Origin of the sequence: Bacillus sp. FSL R5-0560 (assembly GCF_037966305.1) — a bacterium.
GTDB lineage: Bacteria > Bacillota > Bacilli > Bacillales > Bacillaceae > Bacillus > Bacillus mojavensis.
Map to the genome: position 1 here is coordinate 261,618 of NZ_CP150195.1, position 23,941 is coordinate 285,558.

General features: G+C 46.3%; 25 protein-coding genes, 1 pseudogene and 1 other annotated feature. Of the genes and pseudogenes, 21 read left to right on the plus strand and 5 right to left on the minus strand.

Going from position 1 to position 23,941, the window contains the following annotated elements:
* The first annotated feature begins 14 nt into the window (after nt 1-14).
* The 12 genes from gucD to NST56_RS01505 all read left to right on the plus strand — a co-directional run bounded on the left by gucD (nt 15) and on the right by NST56_RS01505 (nt 12,719).
* On the plus strand, nt 15-1,481 hold the full coding sequence (gucD, locus tag NST56_RS01450) for an alpha-ketoglutaric semialdehyde dehydrogenase GucD (RefSeq protein ID WP_339179461.1): 1,467 nt from the start codon (nt 15-17) through the stop codon (nt 1,479-1,481).
* Nucleotides 1,482-1,567: 86 nt separating this feature from the next.
* Nucleotides 1,568-2,935 carry a glucarate transporter GudP gene (gudP, locus tag NST56_RS01455; RefSeq protein ID WP_268448908.1) on the plus strand — a complete coding sequence of 456 codons (1,368 nt, stop codon included), beginning with the start codon at nt 1,568-1,570 and terminating at the stop codon, nt 2,933-2,935.
* Between the two features lie 34 nt (nt 2,936-2,969).
* The gene (gene gudD / locus NST56_RS01460; RefSeq protein ID WP_339179464.1) at nt 2,970-4,337 is read left to right on the plus strand and encodes a glucarate dehydratase; all 1,368 of its coding nucleotides are present in this window, start codon (nt 2,970-2,972) and stop codon (nt 4,335-4,337) included.
* Between the two features lie 69 nt (nt 4,338-4,406).
* Nucleotides 4,407-5,108 carry a FadR/GntR family transcriptional regulator gene (locus NST56_RS01465; RefSeq protein WP_010332886.1) on the plus strand — a complete coding sequence of 234 codons (702 nt, stop codon included), beginning with the start codon at nt 4,407-4,409 and terminating at the stop codon, nt 5,106-5,108.
* Between the two features lie 93 nt (nt 5,109-5,201).
* Entirely contained in the window at nt 5,202-6,734 is a 1,533-nt protein-coding gene (gene garD / locus NST56_RS01470; protein WP_339179466.1) for a galactarate dehydratase, read from the plus strand.
* A gap of 279 nt (nt 6,735-7,013) precedes the next feature.
* Entirely contained in the window at nt 7,014-7,937 is a 924-nt protein-coding gene (mphK, locus tag NST56_RS01475) for a macrolide 2'-phosphotransferase MphK (RefSeq protein ID WP_326330786.1), read from the plus strand.
* Nucleotides 7,938-7,993: 56 nt separating this feature from the next.
* Nucleotides 7,994-8,243, plus strand: a binding site (T-box leader).
* Nucleotides 8,244-8,337: 94 nt separating this feature from the next.
* Nucleotides 8,338-8,499, plus strand: a complete 162-nt coding sequence (locus NST56_RS01480; RefSeq protein WP_010332889.1) for a tryptophan RNA-binding attenuator protein inhibitory protein — start codon at nt 8,338-8,340, stop codon at nt 8,497-8,499.
* Nucleotides 8,500-8,666: 167 nt separating this feature from the next.
* Nucleotides 8,667-9,347, plus strand: coding sequence for a response regulator transcription factor (locus NST56_RS01485; protein WP_339182023.1), 681 nt, complete (start codon nt 8,667-8,669; stop codon nt 9,345-9,347).
* Between the two features lies 1 nt (nt 9,348).
* Complete coding sequence (locus tag NST56_RS01490; protein WP_339179472.1) at nt 9,349-10,284, plus strand: ATP-binding protein; 936 nt, start codon at nt 9,349-9,351, stop codon at nt 10,282-10,284.
* 93 nt (nt 10,285-10,377) lie between these two features.
* Nucleotides 10,378-11,301 (plus strand): ABC transporter ATP-binding protein, encoded by a 924-nt coding sequence (locus NST56_RS01495; RefSeq protein ID WP_010332892.1) that lies wholly within the window; start codon nt 10,378-10,380, stop codon nt 11,299-11,301.
* A gap of 14 nt (nt 11,302-11,315) precedes the next feature.
* On the plus strand, nt 11,316-12,005 hold the full coding sequence (locus NST56_RS01500; RefSeq protein ID WP_339179475.1) for an ABC transporter permease: 690 nt from the start codon (nt 11,316-11,318) through the stop codon (nt 12,003-12,005).
* Between the two features lie 18 nt (nt 12,006-12,023).
* Nucleotides 12,024-12,719 carry an ABC transporter permease gene (locus NST56_RS01505; protein WP_339179477.1) on the plus strand — a complete coding sequence of 232 codons (696 nt, stop codon included), beginning with the start codon at nt 12,024-12,026 and terminating at the stop codon, nt 12,717-12,719.
* Here the strand turns inward: NST56_RS01505 and NST56_RS01510 are convergent.
* Nucleotides 12,717-12,779: pseudogene (locus tag NST56_RS01510) on the minus strand (hypothetical protein); the annotation flags it as partial. The gene NST56_RS01505 and the pseudogene NST56_RS01510 sit on opposite strands and share 3 nt — an antisense overlap.
* Nucleotides 12,751-13,137, minus strand: coding sequence for a YndM family protein (locus tag NST56_RS01515; RefSeq protein WP_010332895.1), 387 nt, complete (start codon nt 13,135-13,137; stop codon nt 12,751-12,753). The pseudogene NST56_RS01510 and the gene NST56_RS01515, both read right to left, overlap by 29 nt.
* A 301-nt stretch (nt 13,138-13,438) precedes the next feature.
* On the opposite strand from NST56_RS01515, the gene NST56_RS01520 reads away from it, so the two are divergent.
* From NST56_RS01520 to tatC, 6 genes are all read left to right on the plus strand, one after another.
* Nucleotides 13,439-13,867, plus strand: coding sequence for a cell wall hydrolase (locus NST56_RS01520; RefSeq protein ID WP_010332896.1), 429 nt, complete (start codon nt 13,439-13,441; stop codon nt 13,865-13,867).
* Nucleotides 13,868-13,961: 94 nt separating this feature from the next.
* On the plus strand, nt 13,962-14,693 hold the full coding sequence (locus NST56_RS01525) for a VWA domain-containing protein (RefSeq protein ID WP_339179480.1): 732 nt from the start codon (nt 13,962-13,964) through the stop codon (nt 14,691-14,693).
* A 78-nt stretch (nt 14,694-14,771) separates the two neighbouring features.
* Nucleotides 14,772-14,921: a hypothetical protein gene (locus NST56_RS01530; RefSeq protein ID WP_339182025.1), complete on the plus strand. Its 150-nt coding sequence runs from the start codon at nt 14,772-14,774 to the stop codon at nt 14,919-14,921.
* A gap of 54 nt (nt 14,922-14,975) precedes the next feature.
* Complete coding sequence (gene phoD / locus NST56_RS01535; protein ID WP_010332898.1) at nt 14,976-16,727, plus strand: alkaline phosphatase PhoD; 1,752 nt, start codon at nt 14,976-14,978, stop codon at nt 16,725-16,727.
* 13 nt (nt 16,728-16,740) lie between these two features.
* Complete coding sequence (gene tatAD, locus NST56_RS01540) at nt 16,741-16,953, plus strand: sec-independent protein translocase protein TatAD (RefSeq protein WP_010332899.1); 213 nt, start codon at nt 16,741-16,743, stop codon at nt 16,951-16,953.
* 61 nt (nt 16,954-17,014) lie between these two features.
* Nucleotides 17,015-17,740, plus strand: coding sequence for a twin-arginine translocase subunit TatC (gene tatC, locus NST56_RS01545; protein ID WP_010332900.1), 726 nt, complete (start codon nt 17,015-17,017; stop codon nt 17,738-17,740).
* On the opposite strand, the gene pcp is transcribed toward tatC, so the two are convergent.
* Complete coding sequence (pcp, locus tag NST56_RS01550) at nt 17,737-18,384, minus strand: pyroglutamyl-peptidase I (protein WP_339179484.1); 648 nt, start codon at nt 18,382-18,384, stop codon at nt 17,737-17,739. The two genes, tatC and pcp, sit on opposite strands and share 4 nt — an antisense overlap.
* 78 nt (nt 18,385-18,462) lie before the next feature.
* Here pcp and NST56_RS01555 point away from each other — a divergent pair, with 78 nt between their 5' ends.
* The gene (locus tag NST56_RS01555; RefSeq protein ID WP_268506224.1) at nt 18,463-19,578 is read left to right on the plus strand and encodes an aminotransferase class V-fold PLP-dependent enzyme; all 1,116 of its coding nucleotides are present in this window, start codon (nt 18,463-18,465) and stop codon (nt 19,576-19,578) included.
* Nucleotides 19,579-19,693: 115 nt separating this feature from the next.
* Here NST56_RS01555 and lmr(B) read toward each other — a convergent pair whose 3' ends face one another.
* Entirely contained in the window at nt 19,694-21,133 is a 1,440-nt protein-coding gene (gene lmr(B) / locus NST56_RS01560) for a lincomycin efflux MFS transporter Lmr(B) (protein ID WP_081720880.1), read from the minus strand.
* Nucleotides 21,134-21,190: 57 nt separating this feature from the next.
* Nucleotides 21,191-21,757, minus strand: a complete 567-nt coding sequence (locus NST56_RS01565; RefSeq protein ID WP_010332904.1) for a TetR/AcrR family transcriptional regulator — start codon at nt 21,755-21,757, stop codon at nt 21,191-21,193.
* Between the two features lie 217 nt (nt 21,758-21,974).
* Between NST56_RS01565 and NST56_RS01570 the strand changes: the two genes are divergently transcribed.
* A complete protein-coding gene (locus tag NST56_RS01570) occupies nt 21,975-23,108 on the plus strand; it encodes a type II asparaginase (RefSeq protein ID WP_268448934.1) in 1,134 nt (377 codons plus the stop codon).
* A 169-nt stretch (nt 23,109-23,277) separates the two neighbouring features.
* Nucleotides 23,278-23,916, plus strand: coding sequence for a triacylglycerol lipase (locus tag NST56_RS01575; protein ID WP_268448936.1), 639 nt, complete (start codon nt 23,278-23,280; stop codon nt 23,914-23,916).
* Nucleotides 23,917-23,941 lie beyond the last annotated feature (25 nt).

Consider the following 23,941-nt stretch of genomic DNA (forward strand, 5'->3'; position numbering starts at 1 on the left):
AAGGGGCAATGGGCATGACTGTAATCACGGAAAAAAACACATATCTCAATTTTATTAATGGAGAGTGGGTCAAATCTCAATCAGGCGGTATGATCAAGTCGGAAAATCCTGCCGATGTGAACGACATCGTCGGCTATGTGCAGAGTTCAACGGCTGACGATGTAAACCGGGCCGTCGCCGCCGCCCATGAGGCAAAAACGGGATGGAGAAAGCTGACGGGTGCAGAACGGGGCCAATTGCTGTACAAAACTGCCGATATTATGGAACAGCGCTTAGAGGACATCGCCGCATGTGCGACGCGTGAAATGGGAAAAACCCTGCCGGAAGCAAAAGGAGAAACCGCTCGCGGCATTGCGATTCTTCGCTATTACGCCGGCGAGGGCATGCGCAAAACAGGCGATGTCATCCCGTCCACTGACAAAGACGCACTGATGTTTACAACCCGTGTCCCGCTCGGTGTCGTCGGTGTGATTTCGCCGTGGAACTTCCCGGTCGCGATCCCGATTTGGAAAATGGCGCCGGCATTGGTGTACGGCAATACTGTTGTCATCAAACCGGCAACAGAAACTGCCGTTACATGTGCGAAGATCATTGCTTGTTTTGAAGAAGCGGGGCTTCCGGCGGGAGTCATCAATTTGGTGACTGGCCAAGGGTCAGTTGTCGGCCAAGGCATTGCCGAACATGACGGGGTCAATGCCATTACATTCACGGGTTCGAATCAGGTTGGGAAAATCATCGGGCAAGCCGCTTTAGCGAGAGGCGCCAAATATCAGCTTGAAATGGGCGGGAAAAATCCGGTGATCGTAGCGGATGATGCTGATCTTGTAGCGGCAGCGGAAGCCGTGGTGACAGGCGCTTTCCGTTCAACGGGCCAGAAGTGCACCGCAACGAGCCGTGTCATTGTCCAAAGCGGAATTTACGACCGCTTTAAAGAAAAATTGGTGCAGCGCACAAAGGAGATTACGATTGGAGACAGCTTGAACGAAAACGTCTGGATGGGACCGATTGCTAGTAAAAATCAGCTTGATAATTGCCTATCGTATATTGAAAAAGGCAAACAAGAAGGCGCTTCCCTTTTGATTGGAGGAGAAAAGCTGGAGGATGGAAAGTATCAAAACGGATATTATGTGCAGCCTGCCATTTTTGACAACGTGACATCTGACATGGCGATTGCCCAGGAGGAAATTTTCGGGCCGGTCATCGCTCTGTTAAAGGTGGACACGATGGAGGAGGCTTTAGACCTCGCCAATGATGTGAAGTTCGGATTAAGTGCATCTATTTTTACGCAAAACATCGGCCGTATGCTTTCATTCGTTGATGAGATTGAAGCCGGGCTTGTTCGGATCAATGCAGAAAGCGCAGGGGTTGAGCTTCAGGCGCCATTTGGCGGCATGAAGCAATCAAGCTCTCACTCCCGCGAACAGGGTGAGGCTGCGAAGGACTTTTTCACGGCGATCAAAACCGTGTTTGTGAAGCAATAAAGGTGCTGGAAAGAGGCGCTTGTCTCTTTCCAAGCCTTATCACCAGCCAGCATATGATTCTCTACTTTGACAAAGGAGAAGATATTATGAAAAAAGACCATGCGAATGTTTCGCCGGCGGGCAAAAAAACCTCTGTACGCTGGTTCATCGTGTTTATGCTGTTTCTTGTGACGTCTATTAACTACGCAGATCGTGCGACGCTTTCGATTACGGGAGATTCCGTCCAGCATGACCTTGGACTGGACTCGGTCGCTATGGGGTATGTGTTTTCTGCTTTCGGCTGGGCTTATGTCATCGGGCAGCTTCCCGGAGGCTGGCTGCTGGATCGGTTTGGCTCAAAGACGGTTATTGCGTTAAGCATCTTTTTCTGGTCATTTTTCACGCTGCTGCAAGGGGCGATTGGCTTTTTTACCGCTGGCACAGCGATTATCCTGCTGTTTGCGCTGCGCTTTTTAGTCGGGCTATCTGAGGCACCTTCATTTCCCGGAAACGGCAGAGTGGTTGCTTCCTGGTTCCCAAGCTCCGAACGCGGTACAGCGTCAGCCTTTTTTAACTCAGCTCAATACTTCGCAATCGTCATTTTTTCTCCTTTAATGGGCTGGCTCACCCACTCTTTTGGCTGGCATTCCGTCTTCGTAGTGATGGGGGCCGCGGGAATTCTTCTGGCTTTTATCTGGTTAAAAACGGTATATGAACCGAAAAAACATCCGAAGGTTAACAAAGCCGAGCTTGCGTACATTGAAGAAGGCGGCGGGCTAATTTCAATGGATGACAGTCAAAGCAAGCAGGAAAAAGAATCAAAATGGCCGTATATCAAACAGTTATTAACCAACCGCATGCTGATTGGCGTGTACATCGCTCAATATTGCATTACAACTCTCACCTATTTTTTTCTCACATGGTTTCCGGTATATTTGGTTCAGGCCCGCGGAATGTCCATTCTTGAAGCGGGGTTTGTGGCTTCCCTCCCGGCGCTGTGTGGATTTGCGGGCGGCGTGCTTGGAGGCATCGTGTCTGATTTTTTACTGAAAAAAGGCCATTCTCTCACCTTTGCGAGAAAAGGACCGATCATTGTCGGCATGCTGCTGTCTTGCAGCATGATTATCTGCAACTATACAGATTCAGCGTGGCTCGTCGTTGTGATCATGTCACTCGCGTTCTTCGGAAAAGGCTTTGGCGCATTGGGCTGGGCTGTCGTGTCGGACACGTCGCCAAAAGAGTGTGCGGGATTAAGCGGCGGTTTGTTCAATACATTCGGAAACATCGCCTCGATTACGACTCCGATTATTATCGGCTACATCGTGAATGCCACAGGATCTTTTAATGGCGCGCTCGTTTTTGTCGGCGCTAATGCGATTGCAGCAGTTCTCAGCTATTTGCTGCTGGTCGGGCCGATCAAACGGGTCGTATTAAAGAAACAACAGCAAGACCCCGATCAATCATTGCCTGTCTAATATTTATGAAAGCGCTTTATAAGGAGGAGAAAACATGAGTTCATCCATACAAGAACAGGTTCAAAAAGAAAAAAGATCGAATATTCCATCAATTACTGAAATGAGAGTAATTCCAGTCGCGGGGCATGACAGTATGCTGCTGAATTTAAGTGGCGCCCACAGCCCGTTTTTTACCCGGAATCTTGTCGTCTTAACAGACAGCAGCGGGAATCAGGGTGTGGGCGAGGTGCCGGGCGGAGAAGCTATTCGCCGCACGCTGGAGCTTGCAGAGCCGCTTGTTGTCGGTAAATCGATCGGCGCGTACCAGTCGATTTTGCAAACAGTCAGAAAGCAGTTTGCGGACCAGGACAGGGGAGGCCGCGGAATCCAGACGTTTGATTTGCGCACTACAGTCCATGCCGTTACGGCGCTGGAAGCGGCTTTGTTAGATTTGCTTGGAAAGTTTCTTCAGGAACCAGTCGCGGCCTTGTTGGGCGAAGGACAGCAGCGGGATGAGGTCAAGATGCTCGGTTACCTATTTTACATCGGTGACCGAAGGCGGACGACATTGCCGTATCAAAGCAATCAGCACTCAGATTGCGATTGGTTCCGCCTTCGCCATGAGGAAGCGCTGACGCCTGAGGCCATTGTACGTCTTGCCGAATCCGCACAGGAGCGCTACGGCTTTCAGGATTTCAAGCTAAAAGGCGGGGTGCTGTCAGGAGAGGATGAAATCAAAGCTGTCACTGCATTATCAAAACGTTTTCCAGAGGCAAGAATCACCCTTGATCCGAACGGGGCGTGGTCATTAGAGGAAGCCATTGCATTATGCAAAGGAAAGCATGATGTGCTCGCGTATGCAGAAGATCCGTGCGGGGCGGAATATGGTTATTCCGCACGTGAAGTGATGGCTGAGTTCCGCCGCGCGACAGGCTTGCCGACCGCGACAAACATGATAGCGACTGACTGGCGGGAAATGGGGCACGCGCTTCAGCTGCATGCGGTCGATATTCCGCTGGCTGATCCTCATTTCTGGACGATGCAGGGATCGGTACGGGTTGCACAGATGTGCCATGATTGGGGGCTGACGTGGGGCTCGCATTCTAATAATCATTTTGATATCTCCCTTGCCATGTTTACTCATGTCGCGGCCGCTGCTCCGGGACGAATCACGGCGATTGATACCCATTGGATCTGGCAGGACGGACAGCGTTTAACCAAACAGCCTTTAGAAATTGCTGATGGCTGTGTGAAGGTGCCTGATAAGCCTGGGCTTGGCATCGACATTGATATGGAACAAGTGGAAAAAGCGCATGATCTCTATCGAAAAATGAATTTAGGCGCACGGAATGATGCAATCCCTATGCAGTTTCTGATCAGCAATTGGGAGTTTGACCGCAAGCGCCCATGTCTCGTGCGATAAGTTTTATTCTAAATATTGTCATAACGAATATTTTGTCTTACAATTGAACAACTGAAAGGAGAGTTGTTCGTGTACGAAGGTTTAGAAGATCTGAAGGTGGATACAGTCAATCGGAAAACATTAGCTAAGCAAGTCATTGAACGGATTGTCCATTTACTATCAAGCGGACAATTAAAGGCCGGAGACAAATTGCCCACAGAAATGGAGCTAATGGATATCTTACATGTCAGCAGACCGGTGCTTCGCGAGGCGCTTAGCTCACTAGAGACGCTGGGTGTTATCACGAGAAAAACCCGCGGCGGCACGTATTTCAACGACAAAATCGGGATGCAGCCTTTTTCCGTCATGCTTGCTTTGGCGACAGATAATCTTCCGGCTATTATTGAAGCGCGGATGGCGTTAGAACTCGGGCTGGTGACGATTGCCGCGGAAAAAATAAATGAAGATGAGCTCGAACGTTTACAGAAAACAATCGACGACATCGCCAGCAGCACTGACAACAATTATGGAGAAGCAGATAAAGAATTCCATCGAATTATAGCGTTAAGTGCCAATAATCCCGTTGTCGAAGGCATGATTCAATCCCTGCTAATCACCCATGCAAAAATCGACAGCCAGATTCCGTATAGGGAGAGGGATGTAACGGTCGAATACCACAAAAAAATCTATGACGCTCTTGCCAAAAGAGACCCTTACCAGGCTCATTACCACATGTATGAGCATTTGAAATTTGTCCGTGACAAAATTCTGAAGGGTATGGATGATCAATAATTGTTGAAACAGCCGCAGTTGAAACGTAAGATCTGCGGCTTTTCTTGAACCGATTTAGAAAACGCTTACTAAGATATGAGGAGTGATTTTCTTATGGCAATGAACCTCAGGCAAAACCAAACGCCTCTTTACATCAAAGTGAATGTTACAGATAACACGGCGATTATCGTCAATGACGGAGGACTGCCAAAGGGCACTGTGTTTTCATGCGGGCTCGTACTTGAAGAGGATGTCCCTCAAGGACATAAGGTCGCCTTAACTGATCTCAATCAAGGGGATGAGATTGTGCGTTACGGAGAGGTGATCGGATTTGCCGATGAGACGATCAAACGAGGGAGCTGGGTTCGGGAAGCCTTGGTAAGAATGCCTGCTCCTCCGGCTTTAGATGATCTTCCTCTCGCAAACAAAGTGCCCAAACCGCTGCCGCCTCTTGAAGGCTATACGTTTGAAGGATATCGAAATGCTGACGGCAGTGCGGGGACGAAAAACATTCTCGGTATCACCACAAGTGTTCAGTGTGTCGTCGGTGTGCTGGATTATGCGGTAAAACGGATAAAAGAAGAGCTTCTCCCTAAATATCCTAATGTCGATGATGTCGTGCCGCTTCATCATCAATATGGATGCGGGGTGGCCATCAATGCCCCAGACGCTGTTATTCCCATCCGCACGATTCAAAACCTGGCAAAGCATCCGAACTTCGGCGGGGAAGTGATGGTGGTCGGATTAGGATGTGAAAAGCTCCTCCCGGCACGGATTGCACCTGAGAAAAAAGATCATATCATTTCACTTCAAGATCATCGAGGCTTTGCGAATATGATTCATTCGATCATGGAAATGGCGGAGGAGCGGTTAATCAGACTCAACAGCAGAGTCCGTGTAACCTGCCCTGCTTCTGACTTGGTAATTGGCTTGCAATGCGGCGGCAGTGATGCCTTTTCCGGCGTGACGGCGAATCCGGCAGTGGGATATGCGGCTGATTTGTTGGTTCGGGCAGGCGCAACGGTCTTGTTTTCTGAAGTGACTGAGGTGCGGGATGCGATTCACTTATTAACGCCCCGGGCTGTCAGCGAAGAGGTCGGACGTTCGCTGATCGATGAGATGAAGTGGTATGACAGCTATCTGCGGCGGGGGGAAGCAGACAGAAGCGCCAATCCGTCACCTGGCAATAAAAAAGGCGGTTTATCCAATGTGGTGGAAAAAGCATTAGGATCGGTAGCAAAGTCAGGCACAAGTCCCATTTCGGGTGTGCTCGGGCCTGGAGAAAAGGCAGAGAAAAAGGGGTTGCTGTTTGCGGCGACGCCGGCAAGCGACTTTGTGTGCGGAACCCTTCAGCTGGCGGCAGGCATGAATCTGCAGGTCTTTACGACAGGCAGAGGAACACCATATGGATTGGCTGCTGCGCCGGTGCTGAAAGTATCTACACGCCATTCATTAACAGAGCATTGGGCGGATTTAATCGATATCAATGCCGGGCGAATCGCTACCGGAGAGGCCAGTATCGAAGAAGTCGGCTGGGAGATTTTTCGGATGATCATAGATGTAGCGAGCGGCAGGAAACAAACATGGGCGGACCATTGGGGCCTTCACAATGATTTGTGTTTGTTTAATCCCGCGCCTGTGACTTGATTCATTTTTTATAGTAGATTAACACTGGAATATGATGTAAAATGAAAATCAACGTACAATGAACGGAGGGGTTCTGACATGGCATTCATTAGATTCCGATTGACACGAATTCAATAGTGAACGACTCTCGCCTGGATGCGGGGAATCGGGATGAATCTGCCTATGTATGTACCCTTATATGGTCATGAAAAGAGGGTGGCGATGCTGCCCTCTTTTTTTGTTCCTTAAAAACATCCCTTCTCTCTAACGACAGGCGGAATATGAGAAAGGGGAAAAGAGATGACAAACCCTATCGAAAGGCAGCTTATCACTGAAATTGTCGCCCTTGCGCGCAATCAAGGTTTGACGGTTCACTCTGATAACGCTCAACTGAATGAAACGGGAATGGATTTTCATGTTGTATTTGCTGAGGATGATTCAGGTATGCCATGGGTGCTGCGAAAACCGCGACGAAGCGATGTTGTTGGAAGAGCAGCTTCAGAAGGCAGAACGCTTGCCTTTCTCCGCGTGAATCTTACAGCTGATGTGCCTGATTGGAAAATTCATACGCCGGAATTGATCGCTTACCCGAAGCTTAGCGGAACGCCTGCTGCTTGGATCGATTTGGAACAGAAACAGTATGTATGGAATATGAATCATCAGCCGCCGTCAGACGGTTTTATTCATACACTTGCCGAAATACTGGCAGAATTACATGGCATGTATCAAACATCTGCCGGCCTATCCGGAATAGAAGTGGTGAAGCCAGAAGATTTTAGGCAAATGACAGCTCAATCTATGGATGATGTAAAGAATAAGCTTGGCGTATCTAAGCAGCTTTGGGAAAGATGGCAAACGTGGATCAATGATGATGCATACTGGCCCGGTTTTTCCGCGCTGATACACGGCGATCTCCATCCGGCGCATATCCTTATTGATCAAACCGAACACATCACAGGCCTTCTGGATTGGACAGAAGCGAAAGTCGCCGATCCAGCTAAGGATTTTGTCTTTTACCACATGATTTTTGGAGAAAAAGAAACAGCCCGTTTGCTTGAATGCTATGATCAAGCAGGCGGCCGTGTATGGTCAAAAATGCAGGATCACATCTCAGAGATGCAGGCGGCGTATCCGCTGGAAATTGCCAAGTTCGCTCTTCAGACACAGCAGGAGGAGCACATAAATATGGCTCTGGAAGCACTTGGCCAATCTAAATTGGATTAAGAATTGACTTCCTTGAATTGACGGAGTATTATAAATTTTAAAAAAGAAAGAACGGATTAACAATTGTGAGGAAGAGCAAGTAAGCATCAGTGAGCGGGGTTCAGAGAGTCGGTGGCAGGTGTGAACCGATCCTCCCCTGATGCCGAATGGGCTTCTGAATTGCTTTGCTGAATAGATAGTAGGCAATGCCGGGATTCTCTCCCCGTTACCAAGCGAGGAGTATCGAAACTGACGTTTTCTGTACTGATGAGCGAATGGCTTTTTAGCTGTTAATAAAGGTGGTACCGCGAGACCCTCGTCCTTTGATAGGATGGGGGTTTTTGTGTTTCTTAAAGGAGGTGACGGCCGATGGAAGAAGGCTGGTGGTCCAGGTTTGATCAATGGGAAAGGAGGAATTCAAATGGTAATCGCAACTGATGATCTGGAGATTGCTTGTCCGCATTGTGAAAGAGCCGGTGAAATAGAAGGCAAACCTTGTCCGGCATGCAGCGGAAAGGGGGTCATTCTTACTGCACAAGGGAATACGCTTTTGGATTTTATCCAAAAACATATGAACAAGTAAAGGAGAAAAACTGAACTGAGATGAGCAGAGCGGCTGCAGGAGAAAGCTGAAAACAGGAAAAAAGAATAAATTTTGTAAAACACACATGTTTTTCAATTACAATAAGCGTAATGACATGTGTGTTTTTTTGACTATGAAAAAGGTTAGGTGAGAGGATGCAGCGCATATTGCTTGTGGAGGACGACCATTCAATCAGTGAAATGGTGGATCATTATTTAACAAAAGAAGGCTTTGAGATGGTACATGCCTTCGACGGTGAAGAAGGCATCCGGCTGTTTCAGCAGGATTCATACGATTTGATTCTGCTTGATATCATGCTCCCGAAGCTGAACGGCATGGATTTTCTGAAAATCATCCGGGAAAAAAGCAAAATCCCTGTTTTAATGATTTCAGCAAAAGACGGAGATGTTGATAAAGCACTGGGCCTGGGATTCGGGGCAGATGATTACATTGCAAAACCGTTTTCGATGATTGAACTGACAGCCAGAGTCAAAGCAGCGATACGGAGGGCGACGCAATATTCATCGAGTGAACCGGCTGAACATCAGGTGATTCGTGTTCACCAGCTGACGATCGATATAGACAATGTGTCCGTTCTGAAAAACGGCGAACCGCTTCAGCTGACGTCAACCGAATGGCAGCTGCTGACACTATTTGCATCAAATCCTAAGAAGGTATTTACGAAAGAACAAATCTATCGTTCCGTATGGAATGAGGAGTACTTTGGCGACCAAAATATCATTAATGTACATATGAGACGGCTGAGAGAAAAGATTGAAGATGATCCATCGTCTCCTCAATATATCAAAACATTATGGGGCATCGGCTATAAATGGGGAGAGTTTTAGAATGACAGTATTAACGATTTCCGCTGTCATCGCTTTGGCGTGTCTAAATGTCATTCAATATATGATGAAAAAGAACCGGGACAGGAATTTGACGTATACGGCAGAAAAGCTTGGCGCCATGCTTGACAATGAATCGGCCGATCAGGTTTTACTGCATACAGATGACCGTGCGCTCAGGGACCTGCTCGTCAACATCAATCTGCTTGCCGAGGGTCATCAGCATATCAACGCCCGGTTTGCAAAAACAGAGCATTCCATGAGACGGATGCTGACCAATATGTCGCACGATCTCAAAACACCTCTGACGGTCATTCTCGGTTATATCGAAGCCATCCAAAGTGACCGGGATATGCCGGACAAAGAGCGGGAAAGGCTGCTTGAGAAGCTCCACCAAAAAACAAATGAACTCATCCAAATGATCCACTCTTTTTTTGATTTAGCCAAATTGGAATCTGAAGATAAACAAATCCCGATCACAAAAATACATATCAACGAAGTCTGCAAACGAAATATCCTGCATTACTATGATGTCGTTCAGGCAAAAGGTTTTAACACGGAGATTGATATACCGGATACGCCGGTATACGCGCATGCAAATGAAGAGGCGCTGGACCGTATCCTGCAAAATGTATTATCCAACGCGATTCAATATGGCGCGGATGGCAAGGTTATCGGATTATCACTTTCTTATGATGAGACAAGCATCGCCATCTCTGTATGGGACCGCGGAAAAGGGATCAGTGAAACAGATCAGCAGCGGGTATTTGAAAGGCTGTACACACTTGAAGAATCAAGAAACAAAGCATTCCAGGGGAGCGGTCTCGGTTTAACGATCACGAAAAGGCTTGTGGAAAAAATGGGGGGCTCCATCTCTCTTCATAGCAACCCGTATAAACGGACTGCGTTTACGATTACATTAAAACGAATGACCTATTAACAATCGTAAGAATTTCTTAAGAATGAAGAAATAAAAAAGACAGGGCCCGCCGCTACAATAGAAAACAGGAACAAGGGGAAAGGAGCAACAACGTTGACTTACATTGTGCAAACAACCGGACTGACCAAAACGTTTCAAGGCAAAGAAGTCGTATCAGATGTCAGCATGCATATCAAAAAAGGTGAAATTTACGGCTTTCTTGGCCCGAACGGAGCGGGGAAAACAACCATCATGAAAATGCTGACAAGTCTTGTTAAACCGACAAGCGGTGAAATCAATATCCTCGGAAACCATTTTACCCATACGTCATATGAGGTGCTCGGCAAGATCGGCAGCATGATTGAATATCCGATTTTCTATGAAAATCTGACGGCTATCGAAAATTTAGAGCTGCATTGTGCATATATGGGATATCACAATAAAAAAGCCATTCAAGAAGTGCTCGATATGGTGAATTTAAAACAGATCGACAAGAAACCCGTCAAAACATTTTCGCTTGGAATGAAACAGCGGCTCGGCATAGCGCGGGCCATCCTCACCAAACCTGAACTGCTTATATTGGATGAGCCGGTAAACGGCCTTGATCCTGTCGGAATTAAAAAGATCAGAAACTTATTTCAAGTATTAAGCAAGGAGTATGGAATGACACTGCTGATCTCCAGCCATATGCTGAGTGAAATCGAACAAATTGCGGATACAATCGGCGTCATTCGTGACGGCAGGCTGCTGGAAGAGGTGTCGATGGAAGATGTCAGAGGACAAAACACAGAATACATTGAACTCGTTACGACGAATCAGACAAAAGCCTGCTTTGTGCTTGAGAAAGAACTTCACATTGCCAACTTTAAAATCTTAAATGACAAAACCATCCGAATTTATGACGCTCAATTAACACAGGGTGCCATATCAAAAGCGCTGATTTTAAATGATGTAGACATCGAATCAATGAATAAAAAGTATACGTCACTGGAGGACTACTTCATCAGCCTGATCAATGGCAATCACATCAGTGCGTAAAGGAGACGGGATCGTTGCTCAAATTGATCAGAATCGAATTAAGGAAGATGAAGATGGGATGGTATGTAAGAGGAGTCATCATTGCCAACCTGATTATCCTTGGCTTTATGTGGTTGGTCAGTTACACAGAAAAAGCGGAGGGCACCGAGTCGTTCCAAAGCATGGATGAAGCATTTGTCGTCATTGGCACTTTTGTCAGAGCGGTGTTTATCGTTTTTGGCGCCGTGCTGATCGCCAAATTAGTCATTTCGGAATATAAAAACAAAACGATTCAAGTGATGTTCACGTACCCGGTCAGCCGGAAAAAACTGCTCGCTGCCAAGCTTAGCATCTCAGGCGGGCTGACGTTTATCACCATTTTGGTCTCAAATGCGTTCGTAGCAACCGCTTACTATATGCTGAACTCGATCTACCATGTCATTCCGGGAGAATTGAGCGCCGATGTCATGTCTCAGCATTCGGTAAAAATGGCGGTTTTCGCTTTTGGCGCCGCGGGAACCAGTTTAGTTCCCATCTTTTTTGGGATGCGTAAGCACTCTGTCCCGGCAACCATCATTTCATCTGTCGTGATTGTCATACTGATGAGTTCAACAAGCCCGGGCCTGTCCCTTTCTTCCATTGTATATATTCCATTATCTCTTGCGGCTGTCGGTTTGTTTTTTTCATACATGGCAGTCAGGAAAGCAGACAAACAAGATGCCTGAATACGGAGTTGAGACAATATGTTGAATGTAATGAAACTTGAATTGAAAAAAATAAAATTAGGCTGGTATTACAGAGGCGCCGTTATTGCAAATCTATGCATCCTCGGATTTATGTGTTTGATTGCTTCAGAAGAAAAAAAACTCCCGCAGCCAGAGATGATGACTGATGCGGTATCCACGTTATTTCTGCTTGGAACGTTTGTAAGGTCTGTATTTGTTGTTTTTGCCAGTGTGCTGATTGCCAAATTGATTATCAGCGAGTACAAAAATAAAACTATAACCGTCATGTTTACATATCCCATCAGCCGGAAAAAACTGATTGCTGCCAAGCTGCTGATTACAGGCGGACTGACGTTTATCACCATTATGGTGTCTGAAATTGTGCTTGCATTCATCTTTGCGCAAATCAATCAATATTATCAACTTACACCTGCGATGTTATCAGTCCAGACTATCGGACAAGAGATCGGCAGTATGGCGATATATGCTGCTTCGGCTGCGTGCTTGAGTTTCATTCCTTTATGGTTTGGGATGAGGAAACGCTCTGTTCCGGCTGCCATCATTTCTTCGGTTATATTGACGATTCTGCTCAGTCAGCAAAGCCCCGAGTTTTCGTTGGCAACGATTATCTATATTCCGCTTTCTTTAGGTGCGATCGGCATCTTGATAGCGATTTGGTCTGTCCGAAACATAGACCGGGAAGACGTTTTATAAAAGGCCGATGCTGTCAGCACCGGCCTTTTGATTATGAATCTGTTCTTGTTTCAAGATAATGCTTTTTGCCAATTTCTTTGCTCATCATATAGAAATGGAAGCAATATTCCCCGATGGCCATGGCGATTGCTCCAAATAGAGCCGCCAGCGCAATTTCTCCGCCAGTCATTCCCATAGAAAGCGGCATGCCCATCAGCCAAATCACGAGAAATGCCAAACCGAAATCAGCCAAAGTGGCGATCATATTGTTCCACCGGGGCAAGACATAAAGGTCTCCAAGCAAATAAGAAATGACCCCTAACACAACTGTCATCAGCAGCGTATCACCAAACGTGAAACCAAAGCCAAGACCCAGCACTAAATACAAGACAATAATTGTCATAATACCTTTAATCGCGAGCGCTTTCACATGTGTCATGATAAGGTTCCTCCTTCTATTGTCTGATTTGTTATGTATGATTCCTCAAATACGGAAAGTTAAACATTATTTTGTGTTTTTCATAAAGCATATTGGCGGCGGTTGCAAATAGGGGACTGGCCGGTCCGTGGAAGCAAGGCTTTTATCGGAAGTTCCCTAAGCTCACCCGCCCGTTTTTTATCGCACTGATATTTGGCCTCTGTAGCAATTCCGAGAATAAATTTTAAAACTTCTCCTGTCCCTCCGTCATCACTCTTTGGGTATTGCAATATGATGAAAGGAGAAAAGGGGAGGTGACGTGATGGCGGTTGTGAGAGCAACAAGTGCTGATGTCAACTTGATGGCACGGCTGCTCAGAGCGGAAGCGGAAGGTGAAGGTAAGCAGGGGATGCTGCTTGTCGGCAATGTTGGGATTAATCGGCTGAGGGCCAATTGCTCTGATTTTAAAGGCCTCCGCACCATCAGGCAGATGATTTTTCAGCCGCATGCGTTTGAAGCGGTGACCCATGGATACTTTTATCAAAGACCTCGGGAAAGCGAGCGGGCCTTGGCGCGCCGGACGATAAACGGGGAGAGGTTCTGGCCGGCAAAATTCAGCCTATGGTATTTCAAGCCGGGAGGAAACTGCCCGTCAACCTGGTATAACCAGCCGTTTGTAGCCAGATACAAGTCACATTGTTTTTATCAGCCGACGGCCGAAACATGTGAAAACGTATATAACACTTTTTAGGGCAGGACGCCGTTCGCATTTGAACGGTGTTTTTTCTTTATTGGAAAATATTTCTGTGAGATAATCGTAGAAAAGAACTACAGGAGATGACAAAATGGCGACAATTGACCTGCAAAAGAAGAGCATAAAAATCGTACTGGAGAAAAAGCAGTTAACCAAGGTGACGGCTCGTGTCGGACTGGTGCTGGATATTACCGGTTCAATGAGAACGCTGTACAAAAACGGGACGGTTCAAAAAGTGGTGGAGCGGATTTTGGCAGTGGCTGATCAATTTGATGATAACGGCCTGCTGGATGTATGGGTTTATGATAATGAATTCTCACGGTTAAAGCCAGTCTCTGAAATCGATTTTTCAGGCTATGTTGATCGCGAAATTTTAAATAATGAGCTCTTGCATAAATTCGGGAGAAATGATGAGCCGCCGGTCATGAAGGATGTGTTACATAAATATGTTGTGGAAGAACCGAGTTCATATCCCGCTTTTATCGTTTTTATTAATGATGGCGGCTGTAAAAAAACGATCAAACCCATTATTGAAGCGGCCTCTGATAAACCGGTGTTTTGGCAGTTTGTCGGCATCGGTAACGGCAACTTCGATTTTCTTAATAAACTGGATACGCTAGAAGGACGTGTTGTTGATAACGCAAACTTCCTGCATATCGAAGACATTGAACGCATCTCTGATGATGAGCTTTATGATGCATTGCTTACTGAATTACCATTTTGGCTGAAAGAAGTGAAGGAAAAAGGAATTTTAATAGAACAAGAACCTGCTGCTGTAAAACCGGAAAGAAAGGGCTTTTTCAGCAGATTGTTTTCTAAATAACAGACAGCCTTCCCGAACACTGAGTGATTATGCAAAATCGCTCGGTGTTTTTGTTTTTTTAAGATCATGTGAAGAAAAATAGGTAAAAAGGGCGGCTTGCAAACGACAGGATTTGCAGAAAATACGCCGTTTTGCCAGCTAACGGCATGTTTCGGCGAAAGGGCTGTGAAGGAAGTCCTGTTTCCCATGTTCAGTGCTTACAAACCGTTCACACTTCTTCACAGCTAATTAACAATAGTTTCCTATAATGAAAGCGATCAATGAGAAGAGAGGGGATCTGGAATGGCATATGACAGTCGTTTTGACGAATGGGTAAAGAAATTGAAAGACGAAAGCTTTCAGAACAATACGTTTGACCGCCGCAAATTTATTCAGGGGGCTGGAAAAATTGCGGGGCTTTCTCTTGGGTTAACCATTGCTCAGTCAGTCGGAGCATTTGAAGTAAATGCTGCACCTAAGTTCTCTAGTTATCCGTTTACGCTCGGCGTTGCTTCAGGAGATCCGCTTTCTGACAGCGTTGTGCTCTGGACGCGTTTGGCGCCAGATCCGCTGAACGGCGGGGGGATGCCGAACCAGGCTGTGCCTGTCAAATGGGAAGTGGCAAAGGATGAGCACTTCCGCAAGATCGTAAGAAAGGGCACTGAAATGGCCAAACCGAGCCTCGCTCATTCTGTTCACGTGGAAGCGGACGGGCTTGAGCCGAACAAAGTGTACTATTACCGATTCAAAACCGGACATGAGCTAAGTCCTGTCGGAAAAACAAAAACACTGCCCGCCCCTGGTGCCAATGTGCCGAAAATGACCTTTGCCTTCGCTTCTTGCCAGCAATATGAGCATGGCTATTATACAGCCTACAAACATATGGCGAAGGAAAAGCTGGACCTTGTCTTCCATCTTGGTGATTACATATATGAGTACGGGCCAAATGAATATGTATCGAAAACAGGCAATGTCCGTACACACAACAGCGCAGAAATCATTACGCTGCAGGACTATCGAAACCGCCATGCCCAATACCGTTCAGACGCTAATTTAAAAGCGGCGCATGCGGCGTTTCCGTGGGTTGTCACGTGGGACGACCATGAAGTTGAAAATAACTATGCCAATAAAATCCCGGAAAAAGGGCAGTCGGTTGATGCGTTTGTACTGCGCCGTGCGGCGGCGTATCAGGCTTATTATGAGCATATGCCGCTCCGCATCTCCTCTCTGCCAAATGGTCCGGATATGCAGCTGTACCGCCACTTTACGTACGGAAATCTGGCATCATTTAATGTGCTGGATACACGCCAATACAGAGATGACCAAGCCAATAACGATGGCAATAAGCCGCCATCTGATGAATCGCTCAATCCGAATCGGACCCTGTTAGGAAAAGAACAGGAGCAGTGGCTTTTCAACAATTTAAACAGCTCGACTGCATATTGGAATGTGCTGGCACAGCAAATCTTCTTTGCAAAGTGGAATTTCGGGACAAGCTCAAGCCCGATCTACAGCATGGATTCATGGGACGGTTATCCGGCTCAGCGCGAACGGGTCGTCAATTTCATTAAAAGCAAAAATTTAAATAATGTTGTCGTGCTGACAGGAGATGTACACGCAAGCTGGGCATCGAATCTGCATGTCGATTTTAATAAAACAAGCTCGAAAATTTTCGGGGCTGAATTTGTCGGCACCTCCATCACATCCGGAGGAAACGGAGCGGATAAGCGGGCGGATACCGATCAAATTTTAAAGGAAAATCCACATATCAAGTTCTTTAACGATTACCGCGGATATGTCCGCTGTACAGTGACGCCTCACCAGTGGAAAGCTGATTATCGGGTAATGCCATTTGTGACAGAGCCGGGAGCAGCCATTTCCACACGGGCTTCATTCGTCTATCAAAAAGACCAAACCGGATTGAGAAAGGTATCCTCGACAATGGTTCAAGGCGGAGTGAAACAATCCAATGAAGTCGAAGAGGATCGTTTCTTTGAGCACAACAAAGCCCATGAAAAACAAATGATCAAAAAGCGGGCAAAAATTACGCATTAAGGAGTGATACATGATGTTTTCAAATATTGGAATACCCGGCTTGATTCTGATCTTTGTCATCGCCCTCATTATTTTTGGCCCTTCAAAGCTTCCTGAAATCGGGCGAGCCGCCGGTCGGACTTTGCTGGAATTCAAAAGCGCCACAAAATCACTTGTGTCTGGTGATGAAAAAGAAGAAAAATCAGCTGAGCTGTCAGCGGTTAAGCAGGACAAAAACGCAGGCTGAGTGCTGATGAGGCAGACGCATGGTCTGCCTCTTTTTCTCATGAAAGGGAGGGCTTTTTTATATGGATAAAAAAGAAACTCATCTGATCGGACATTTAGAAGAGCTTCGCCGTCGGATTATTTTCACACTTGCGGCTTTTCTTCTGTTTTTAATTACGGCTTTTTTGTTTGTGGAGGATATTTATGATTGGCTGATCAGAGATTTTGACGGAAAATTAGCTGTTCTCGGACCGAGTGAAATTCTCTGGGTATATATGATGCTTGCCGGCATTTGTGCGATTGCCGCCTCCATCCCCGTTGCCGCCTATCAGCTTTGGCGTTTTGTAGCGCCGGCGCTGACAAATACGGAGCGAAAAGTGACACTGATGTACATACCGGGATTATTCGCCCTGTTTCTGGCCGGCATCTCGTTCGGATATTTTGTGTTGTTTCCGATCGTTCTCGGCTTTTTGACCCATTTGTCTGCCGGACATTTTGAGACAATGTTTACCGCTGACCGCTATTTCAGGTTTATGGTGAATTTGAGCCTGCCGTTTGGTTTTCTGTTTGAAATGCCGCTCGTGGTGATGTTTTTGACGAGGTTAGGCATCTTAAATCCATACCGGCTGGCCAAAGCGAGAAAGCTGTCCTATTTTCTGCTGATCGTGGTGTCCATATTGATTACCCCGCCAGACTTTATCTCTGATTTTCTCGTCATGATTCCGCTGCTTGTCCTGTTTGAAGTGAGCGTCACACTATCAGCGTTTGTATACAAAAAGAGACTGACCAGTGAAGCGGCCGCCGCTTAGTGCAGCGCGCCGCCGGGTGACTTCGTATCCTGATCATATTGTGCGGCCGTAACAGCGGCGATCCTCAATGCTTTGACGATCATGTCCAGGCTGAGGCTCGGCGCTGTTTTGTCGATTGTTTGCTCCGGAATGTACGGAATGTGGATAAACCCGCCGTGAATGTGCGGAGACATACGGTGAATGTGATCCATTAACCCGTAGAACAGATAGTTGCATACAAATGTGCCGGCCGTATAGGAAACAGTTGCCGGAATGCCGTTTTCCTTCATTTGAGATGTGATGCGTTTAATCGGAAGTCCTGTCCAGTAAGCGGCAGGCCCGCCGGGAACAATCTCCTCATCAATCGGCTGGCTTCCTTCATTATCCGGAATACGCGCGTCTGCAAGATTGATCGCGACCCGTTCCGGTGTTACCTGCATCCGGCCTCCGGCTTGCCCGACGCAGATCACGATGTCCGGCTGATGCTTATGAATCGATTGCCGCAAAGTGTCGAGAGCGGTTCTGAACACAGTTGGAATTTGTTCCGAAGCGATGATCACCTGATCCGTTTCAAAGCCATTCAGCTGTTTCACCGCTTCCCACGATGGATTGACAGTTTCCTGATCAAAAGGATCAAAACCTGTGAAAAGCACTTTTTTTCTCATGGTTACCATCTCCTTTTCTATTATTCTATTGTTTATTTCTGGATTTTTCATCAAAATAATAAAAAGGAGTGAATCAGAATGGAACATTTGCCGCAGCAGTACCGACATCTGTTCCCAACTGTGCAGAGCCGCATCATGCTTGCCAGCTGCTCACAGAGCGCGTTGGCAGAGCCGGTGTCAAAGGCGATACAAGATTATCATGACAGCTTGCTGCATAGGGGGACGAACTGGAATGAAGCGATTGACAAGACAGAGCGCGCCAGAAACGAGTTTGCGAGGCTGATAGGTGCTGAGCCGGATGAGATTGCGATTGTGCCGTCAGTTTCTGATGCGCTGATTTCCGTGGCATCATCCTTGTCTGCTGTTAAAAAGAAACATGTTGTATACACGGAGATGGATTTTCCGGCGGTGTCTCATATTTGGCAGGCGCAATCTGATTATAATGTATCTGTGATCCCTTCAATAGACGGTGAGCTGCCGCTCGAACAATATGAAACATCTATCACGGAAGAGACGGTGCTGACCTGTGTTCCGCACGTTCATTACCGTGACGGCTGCATTCAGGATATAAAAGCCATCGCTGCCATCACCAAGAGAAAGGGATCGATGTTATTTGTGGATGCTTATCAATCTGCAGGGCATATTCCCATTGATGTGAAGGAATGGGGCATTGATCTGCTGGCGGCAGGCACCAGAAAGTATATGCTCGGCATACCGGGCATGGCATTTCTTTATGTGAGAAAAGAGCTGGCGAATGAGCTGAAGCCAAAAGCATCTGCTTGGTTCGGGCGGGAAAACGGGTTTGGGGTGTCGTCTTATGCAGAAGGCGCGAGGCGTTTTCAAACAGGAACCCCTGCTTTTATTAGCGTGTATGCAGCGGCTGCGGCTTTATCGCTGTTGAATCAAATCGGAATATCTCGTATCCGTGATCATATAAAAGCGGTGATTGCCGATGCGTGTCAATATGCTGCTGAAAAAGGGATGAAGCTTGCGGGGGCGCCATCGGGACCACAGCCGGGCATGATTTCCATTCGGGATGAACGGGCATCGGAAACGGCGGCGTTACTAAAGAAGAAAAACGTGATTTGCGCTCCGCGGGACAATGTCATCCGTCTCGCTCCTCACTTTTACAATACGAAGGGCGAACTGCGTTATGCGATTGATGAATTGGCGGCGATGTTATCCGCACGTTAAAAGCGATCATCTAAAAATAGATGTTCACCTTCTTCAGCGCCGCTCGCGTCTTGCTTGAGTGTGTTGTCTGATATAGGCATAAAAAACCCCCTGACCTTAAGATCAGGGGGTTTTCTTATTGATCAACCTTTACTCGCTTCAAAAAGAAAGCGGCAATTAAACCGATAATCGCAACAATCATCGCAAAGACAAACGCATGCTGAACGCCTGCTGTCAACGCCTGCGGAATGACTGCTGGATCGGCTGGATTTTTTACGCTGCTCATGTAGTCATGCTGACCGGCAGCCATGATGCTGACCGCAACCGCTGTCCCGATCGCGCCCGCCATTTGCTGAAGTGTGTTCATAATGGCAGTGCCGTCCGGATAAAACTCACGCGGAAGCTGGTTTAAACCGTTTGTCTGAGCAGGCATCATAATCATGGAGATCCCGATCATCAAGCAGGTATGCAGCACGATAATCAGCACTGCTGTGGAAGCTGTCGTGAGATTTGAGAAGAGCCACAGAACAATAGTGACAATCAAAAATCCCGGAATAACAAGCCACTTAGGTCCGTATTTATCAAACAGACGGCCTGTGACAGGTGACATAAATCCGTTTAAAATACCGCCCGGCAAGAGAATAAGTCCTGAGGCAAATGCTGTTAGGACTAAGCCGCCTTGTAAGTACATCGGCAGAAGCAGCATGGATGACAGGATGACCATCATGCAAATAAAGACCATAATGACACCCAAAATAAACATCGGGTATCTGAACGCACGCAGGTTCATCATCGGCTGCTTCATCGTAAGCTGACGGATTGAAAATAGAATAAGGGCGATAACACCGACAATAAGTGAAACGATCACAGTCGGGCTGGACCATCCGCCAGAACCTTCACCCGCGTTGCTGAATCCAAACACAATGCCGCCGAAACCGATCGTCGACAGAATAATAGACAGGACATCAATTTTCGGTTTTGTGATGTCAGACACATTTTGCATGTACAGGATACCGAAAATGAGCGCAAGCACAAGGAACGGAAGAGAGATCCAGAAAATCCAGTGCCAGTTAAGGTGCTCAAGAACCAATCCGGAAAATGTAGGGCCGATTGCCGGCGCAAACATAATGACAAGTCCGATTGTCCCCATAGCCGCTCCCCGTTTATGAGGCGGAAAAATCACCAAAATCGTATTAAACATGAGCGGTAAAAGGAGTCCCGTTCCAAGTGCCTGAACGATTCTCGCCGCTAATAAAAATGAAAAGCTAGGCGCAAGCGCCGCAATCAGGGTGCCTATGATTGAAAAGATCAGTGACACAGTAAAAAGCTGTCTTGTTGTAAACCACTGCAATAGCAGACCTGAAACAGGAACAAGAATACCGAGGACAAGCAAATAGCCTGTTGTTAACCATTGAACGGTTGCCGCTGTAATGTGTAACTCCTTCATAAGGTCAGTTAACGCAATATTCAACGCTGTTTCACTGAACATGCCGATAAAACCGGCCGTCAGCAAAGATATCATAATGGGCATCACTTTATATTGCTGAGATGCTTTAGCTGCTGTTTCCAAATGTATTTCTCCTCTCATTCATCTGAATGTATTCATTCAGCTTGTAGTAGTATGTCTCTTTATTTATTTCTTCAACAGTGCTGGAATGCGGCTGGAGATATGAAGAAGCGGTGTGCTGTCTTTTGCTGTTAATGATAAAAGAATGCCGCCTTCAATCATGGCGTTAATGACGATGCCTGCTTCCTTGGCATGGCTCTCGCTGTAACCTGATAGCTGCAATTTTTCCTCAAACACAAGGGACCACGCTTTGTAGGCTTCATCACAGGCTTTTCGCAAAGACTCGCTTTTTAATGATGTCTCTGCTGCAAGCAAGCCGACGGGCAGGCCTTCAATGTCCTCTGTGCATGAGAATTGACAGGAGAGCTCCTTCAAAAAGGCTTGAATGCCTTCCGCGGGATCAGGGCTCACGTCCAGGCAGTCTGTGATTTTTTGGCGGATGTATTCCTTCATTTCATTCACGGCTTCAATTGCCAGCTGTTCTTTACCGCCGGGAAAGTGGTAGTAAAGAGAGCCTTTAGGTGCACCGCTTTCTTTAATAATCTGGTTCAGTCCCGTTCCGTAATACCCCTGCAGCTGAAAAAGCCGGGTAGCTGCAGAAAGGATTTTCTCACGAGCATCTCCATAGCTCATAACATTCCCACCTTACTGAATTGCTATCATAAAATATAGTGACTGGTCTATTATCATGATTCACCCATCGAATGTCAAGATAAAGAAACTCGAATAAGAAAATAAAATAAGCATATAAAAAAGCTGAGAGATAACCTGACGCACATTTTGACTGAATAAATGAAATATTCAATTATTAAAAGGCGTAGAGACGTTACCTTCCAAAGGAGAGAAAAACATGAAAACACAACGATTCCTCTTACTGATCCTTTTTACCGCACTATTGCTTGTTTTTACCGGATGCTCACAATCTCCTGAAGCAAAAGAATCTCCAAAAGAAAAAACGCAGACACAAAAAGTTTCTTCAGCTTCTGCTTCCAAAAAGAATGACCTTCCAACTATTAAAATACTGGCGACAGGAGGGACGATTGCCGGAGCCAATAAATCAAAAACCTCTACAACTGAATATAAAGCAGGTGTCGTTGGCGTTGAGTCTCTGATCGAAGCGGTGCCAGAGATGAAGGACATTGCGAATGTCAGCGGCGAGCAAGTGGTTAATGTCGGAAGCACAAACATTGATAACAAAACATTGCTGAAGCTCGGAAAAAGAGTCAGCAAACTGCTTTCTTCAAAAGATGTCGACGGTATTGTTGTGACCCACGGAACAGATACATTAGAAGAAACGGCTTATTTTCTGAATCTCACTGTAAAAAGTGATAAACCGATTGTTGTTGTCGGTTCGATGAGGCCGTCCACAGCCATCAGTGCTGATGGCTCGTCCAACTTGTACAACGCAGTTAAAGTGGCCGGCGCACAAGAGGCAAAAGGGAAAGGGACGCTCGTCGTTCTCAATGACCGCATTGCTTCAGCACGGTATGTTACAAAAACCAACACAACCGCAACAGATACCTTTAAATCAGAAGAAATGGGATACATCGGAACGATTGCCGATGACATTTATTTTCATAATGAAATCACACGCAAGCATACAAAGGATTCGGAGTTCTCCATTTCCAGCCTTGATAAACTGCCGCAAGTAGACATTCTGTACGGCTACCAAAATGACGGAAGCTATCTGTTTGATGCGGCTGTAAAGGCTGGCGCAAAAGGTATAGTCTTCGCGGGATCAGGCAACGGATCTTTATCTGACGCAGCCGAAAAGGGGGCAGTCAGAGCGGTTAAAAAAGGCGTCACAGTGGTTCGCTCAACCCGTACGGGAAATGGTGTCGTCACATCGAACGGCGACTATGTGAAAAACGACCTTTTGGCATCAAACTCCTTAAATCCGCAAAAAGCCCGGATATTGTTAATGCTCGCGCTCACCAAAACAGATGATCCTAGGAAAATCCAAGACTATTTTAATGAATATTAAAGAAAAGAAGGCGGAAAAGCCTTCTTTTTGTGCGTTTTCGGGATCAAAATAGCTGAAATGTTCTCTCAACCTTAAAATTTCTTTAAAAATAAGTCAAATTTACCCTTTACTTAATTAATTTGGCAAAGTATTATAATTTAAGAATTTGTTACAAAAAAAGGAGGAAATTATGAAACTTTTAAGAGGTAAGATCATTGCACTTGTAACAATTGTTGTGCTGTCAGTTACATCCATGTTTGCGATGCAGCCGTCAGCGAAAGCCGCTGAACATAATCCAGTGGTAATGGTTCATGGAATTGGCGGAGCTTCTTTTAACTTTGCCGGTATTAAAACTTATTTGGTATCACAGGGCTGGTCACGGGACAAGCTGTATGCTGTAGATTTTTGGGACAAGACAGGCAATAACTTAAACAACGGTCCAGTATTATCGCGTTTTGTGAAAAAGGTATTAGATGAAACCGGTGCGAAAAAAGTGGATATTGTCGCTCACAGCATGGGCGGCGCTAACACGCTTTACTACATAAAAAATCTGGATGGCGGTAATAAAATTGAAAACGTCGTAACGCTTGGCGGCGCGAACCGTCTCGTTTCAAACAAGGCGCTTCCGGGAACGGACCCAAATCAAAAGATTTTATATACGTCCATTTACAGCTCGGCGGACATGATTGTTATGAACTATCTGTCTAACTTAGAAGGGGCAAAAAATGTTCGTATCCACGGTGTCGGACATATCGGCCTTCTGTACAGCAGCCAAGTCAACAGCCTGATTAAAGAAGGGCTTAACGGCGGCGGACAAAATACGAACTAATGAGAAACATAACCTTGAAGAATCC

What these genes read in the sequence shown, in the direction of transcription:
- gucD (WP_339179461.1), top strand. Translation starts at nt 15, where the DNA reads ATGACTGTAATCACGGAAAAAAACACATATCTCAATTTTATTAATGGA.
- gudP (WP_268448908.1), top strand. Translation starts at nt 1,568, where the DNA reads ATGAAAAAAGACCATGCGAATGTTTCGCCGGCGGGCAAAAAAACCTCT.
- gudD (WP_339179464.1), top strand. Translation starts at nt 2,970, where the DNA reads ATGAGTTCATCCATACAAGAACAGGTTCAAAAAGAAAAAAGATCGAAT.
- garD (WP_339179466.1), top strand. Translation starts at nt 5,202, where the DNA reads ATGGCAATGAACCTCAGGCAAAACCAAACGCCTCTTTACATCAAAGTG.
- mphK (WP_326330786.1), top strand. Translation starts at nt 7,014, where the DNA reads ATGACAAACCCTATCGAAAGGCAGCTTATCACTGAAATTGTCGCCCTT.
- NST56_RS01480 (WP_010332889.1), top strand. Translation starts at nt 8,338, where the DNA reads ATGGTAATCGCAACTGATGATCTGGAGATTGCTTGTCCGCATTGTGAA.
- NST56_RS01490 (WP_339179472.1), top strand. Translation starts at nt 9,349, where the DNA reads ATGACAGTATTAACGATTTCCGCTGTCATCGCTTTGGCGTGTCTAAAT.
- NST56_RS01505 (WP_339179477.1), top strand. Translation starts at nt 12,024, where the DNA reads ATGTTGAATGTAATGAAACTTGAATTGAAAAAAATAAAATTAGGCTGG.
- NST56_RS01515 (WP_010332895.1), bottom strand. Translation starts at nt 13,137, where the DNA reads ATGACACATGTGAAAGCGCTCGCGATTAAAGGTATTATGACAATTATT.
- NST56_RS01520 (WP_010332896.1), top strand. Translation starts at nt 13,439, where the DNA reads ATGGCGGTTGTGAGAGCAACAAGTGCTGATGTCAACTTGATGGCACGG.
- NST56_RS01525 (WP_339179480.1), top strand. Translation starts at nt 13,962, where the DNA reads ATGGCGACAATTGACCTGCAAAAGAAGAGCATAAAAATCGTACTGGAG.
- phoD (WP_010332898.1), top strand. Translation starts at nt 14,976, where the DNA reads ATGGCATATGACAGTCGTTTTGACGAATGGGTAAAGAAATTGAAAGAC.
- tatAD (WP_010332899.1), top strand. Translation starts at nt 16,741, where the DNA reads ATGTTTTCAAATATTGGAATACCCGGCTTGATTCTGATCTTTGTCATC.
- tatC (WP_010332900.1), top strand. Translation starts at nt 17,015, where the DNA reads ATGGATAAAAAAGAAACTCATCTGATCGGACATTTAGAAGAGCTTCGC.
- pcp (WP_339179484.1), bottom strand. Translation starts at nt 18,384, where the DNA reads ATGAGAAAAAAAGTGCTTTTCACAGGTTTTGATCCTTTTGATCAGGAA.
- NST56_RS01555 (WP_268506224.1), top strand. Translation starts at nt 18,463, where the DNA reads ATGGAACATTTGCCGCAGCAGTACCGACATCTGTTCCCAACTGTGCAG.
- NST56_RS01565 (WP_010332904.1), bottom strand. Translation starts at nt 21,757, where the DNA reads ATGAGCTATGGAGATGCTCGTGAGAAAATCCTTTCTGCAGCTACCCGG.
- NST56_RS01570 (WP_268448934.1), top strand. Translation starts at nt 21,975, where the DNA reads ATGAAAACACAACGATTCCTCTTACTGATCCTTTTTACCGCACTATTG.
- NST56_RS01575 (WP_268448936.1), top strand. Translation starts at nt 23,278, where the DNA reads ATGAAACTTTTAAGAGGTAAGATCATTGCACTTGTAACAATTGTTGTG.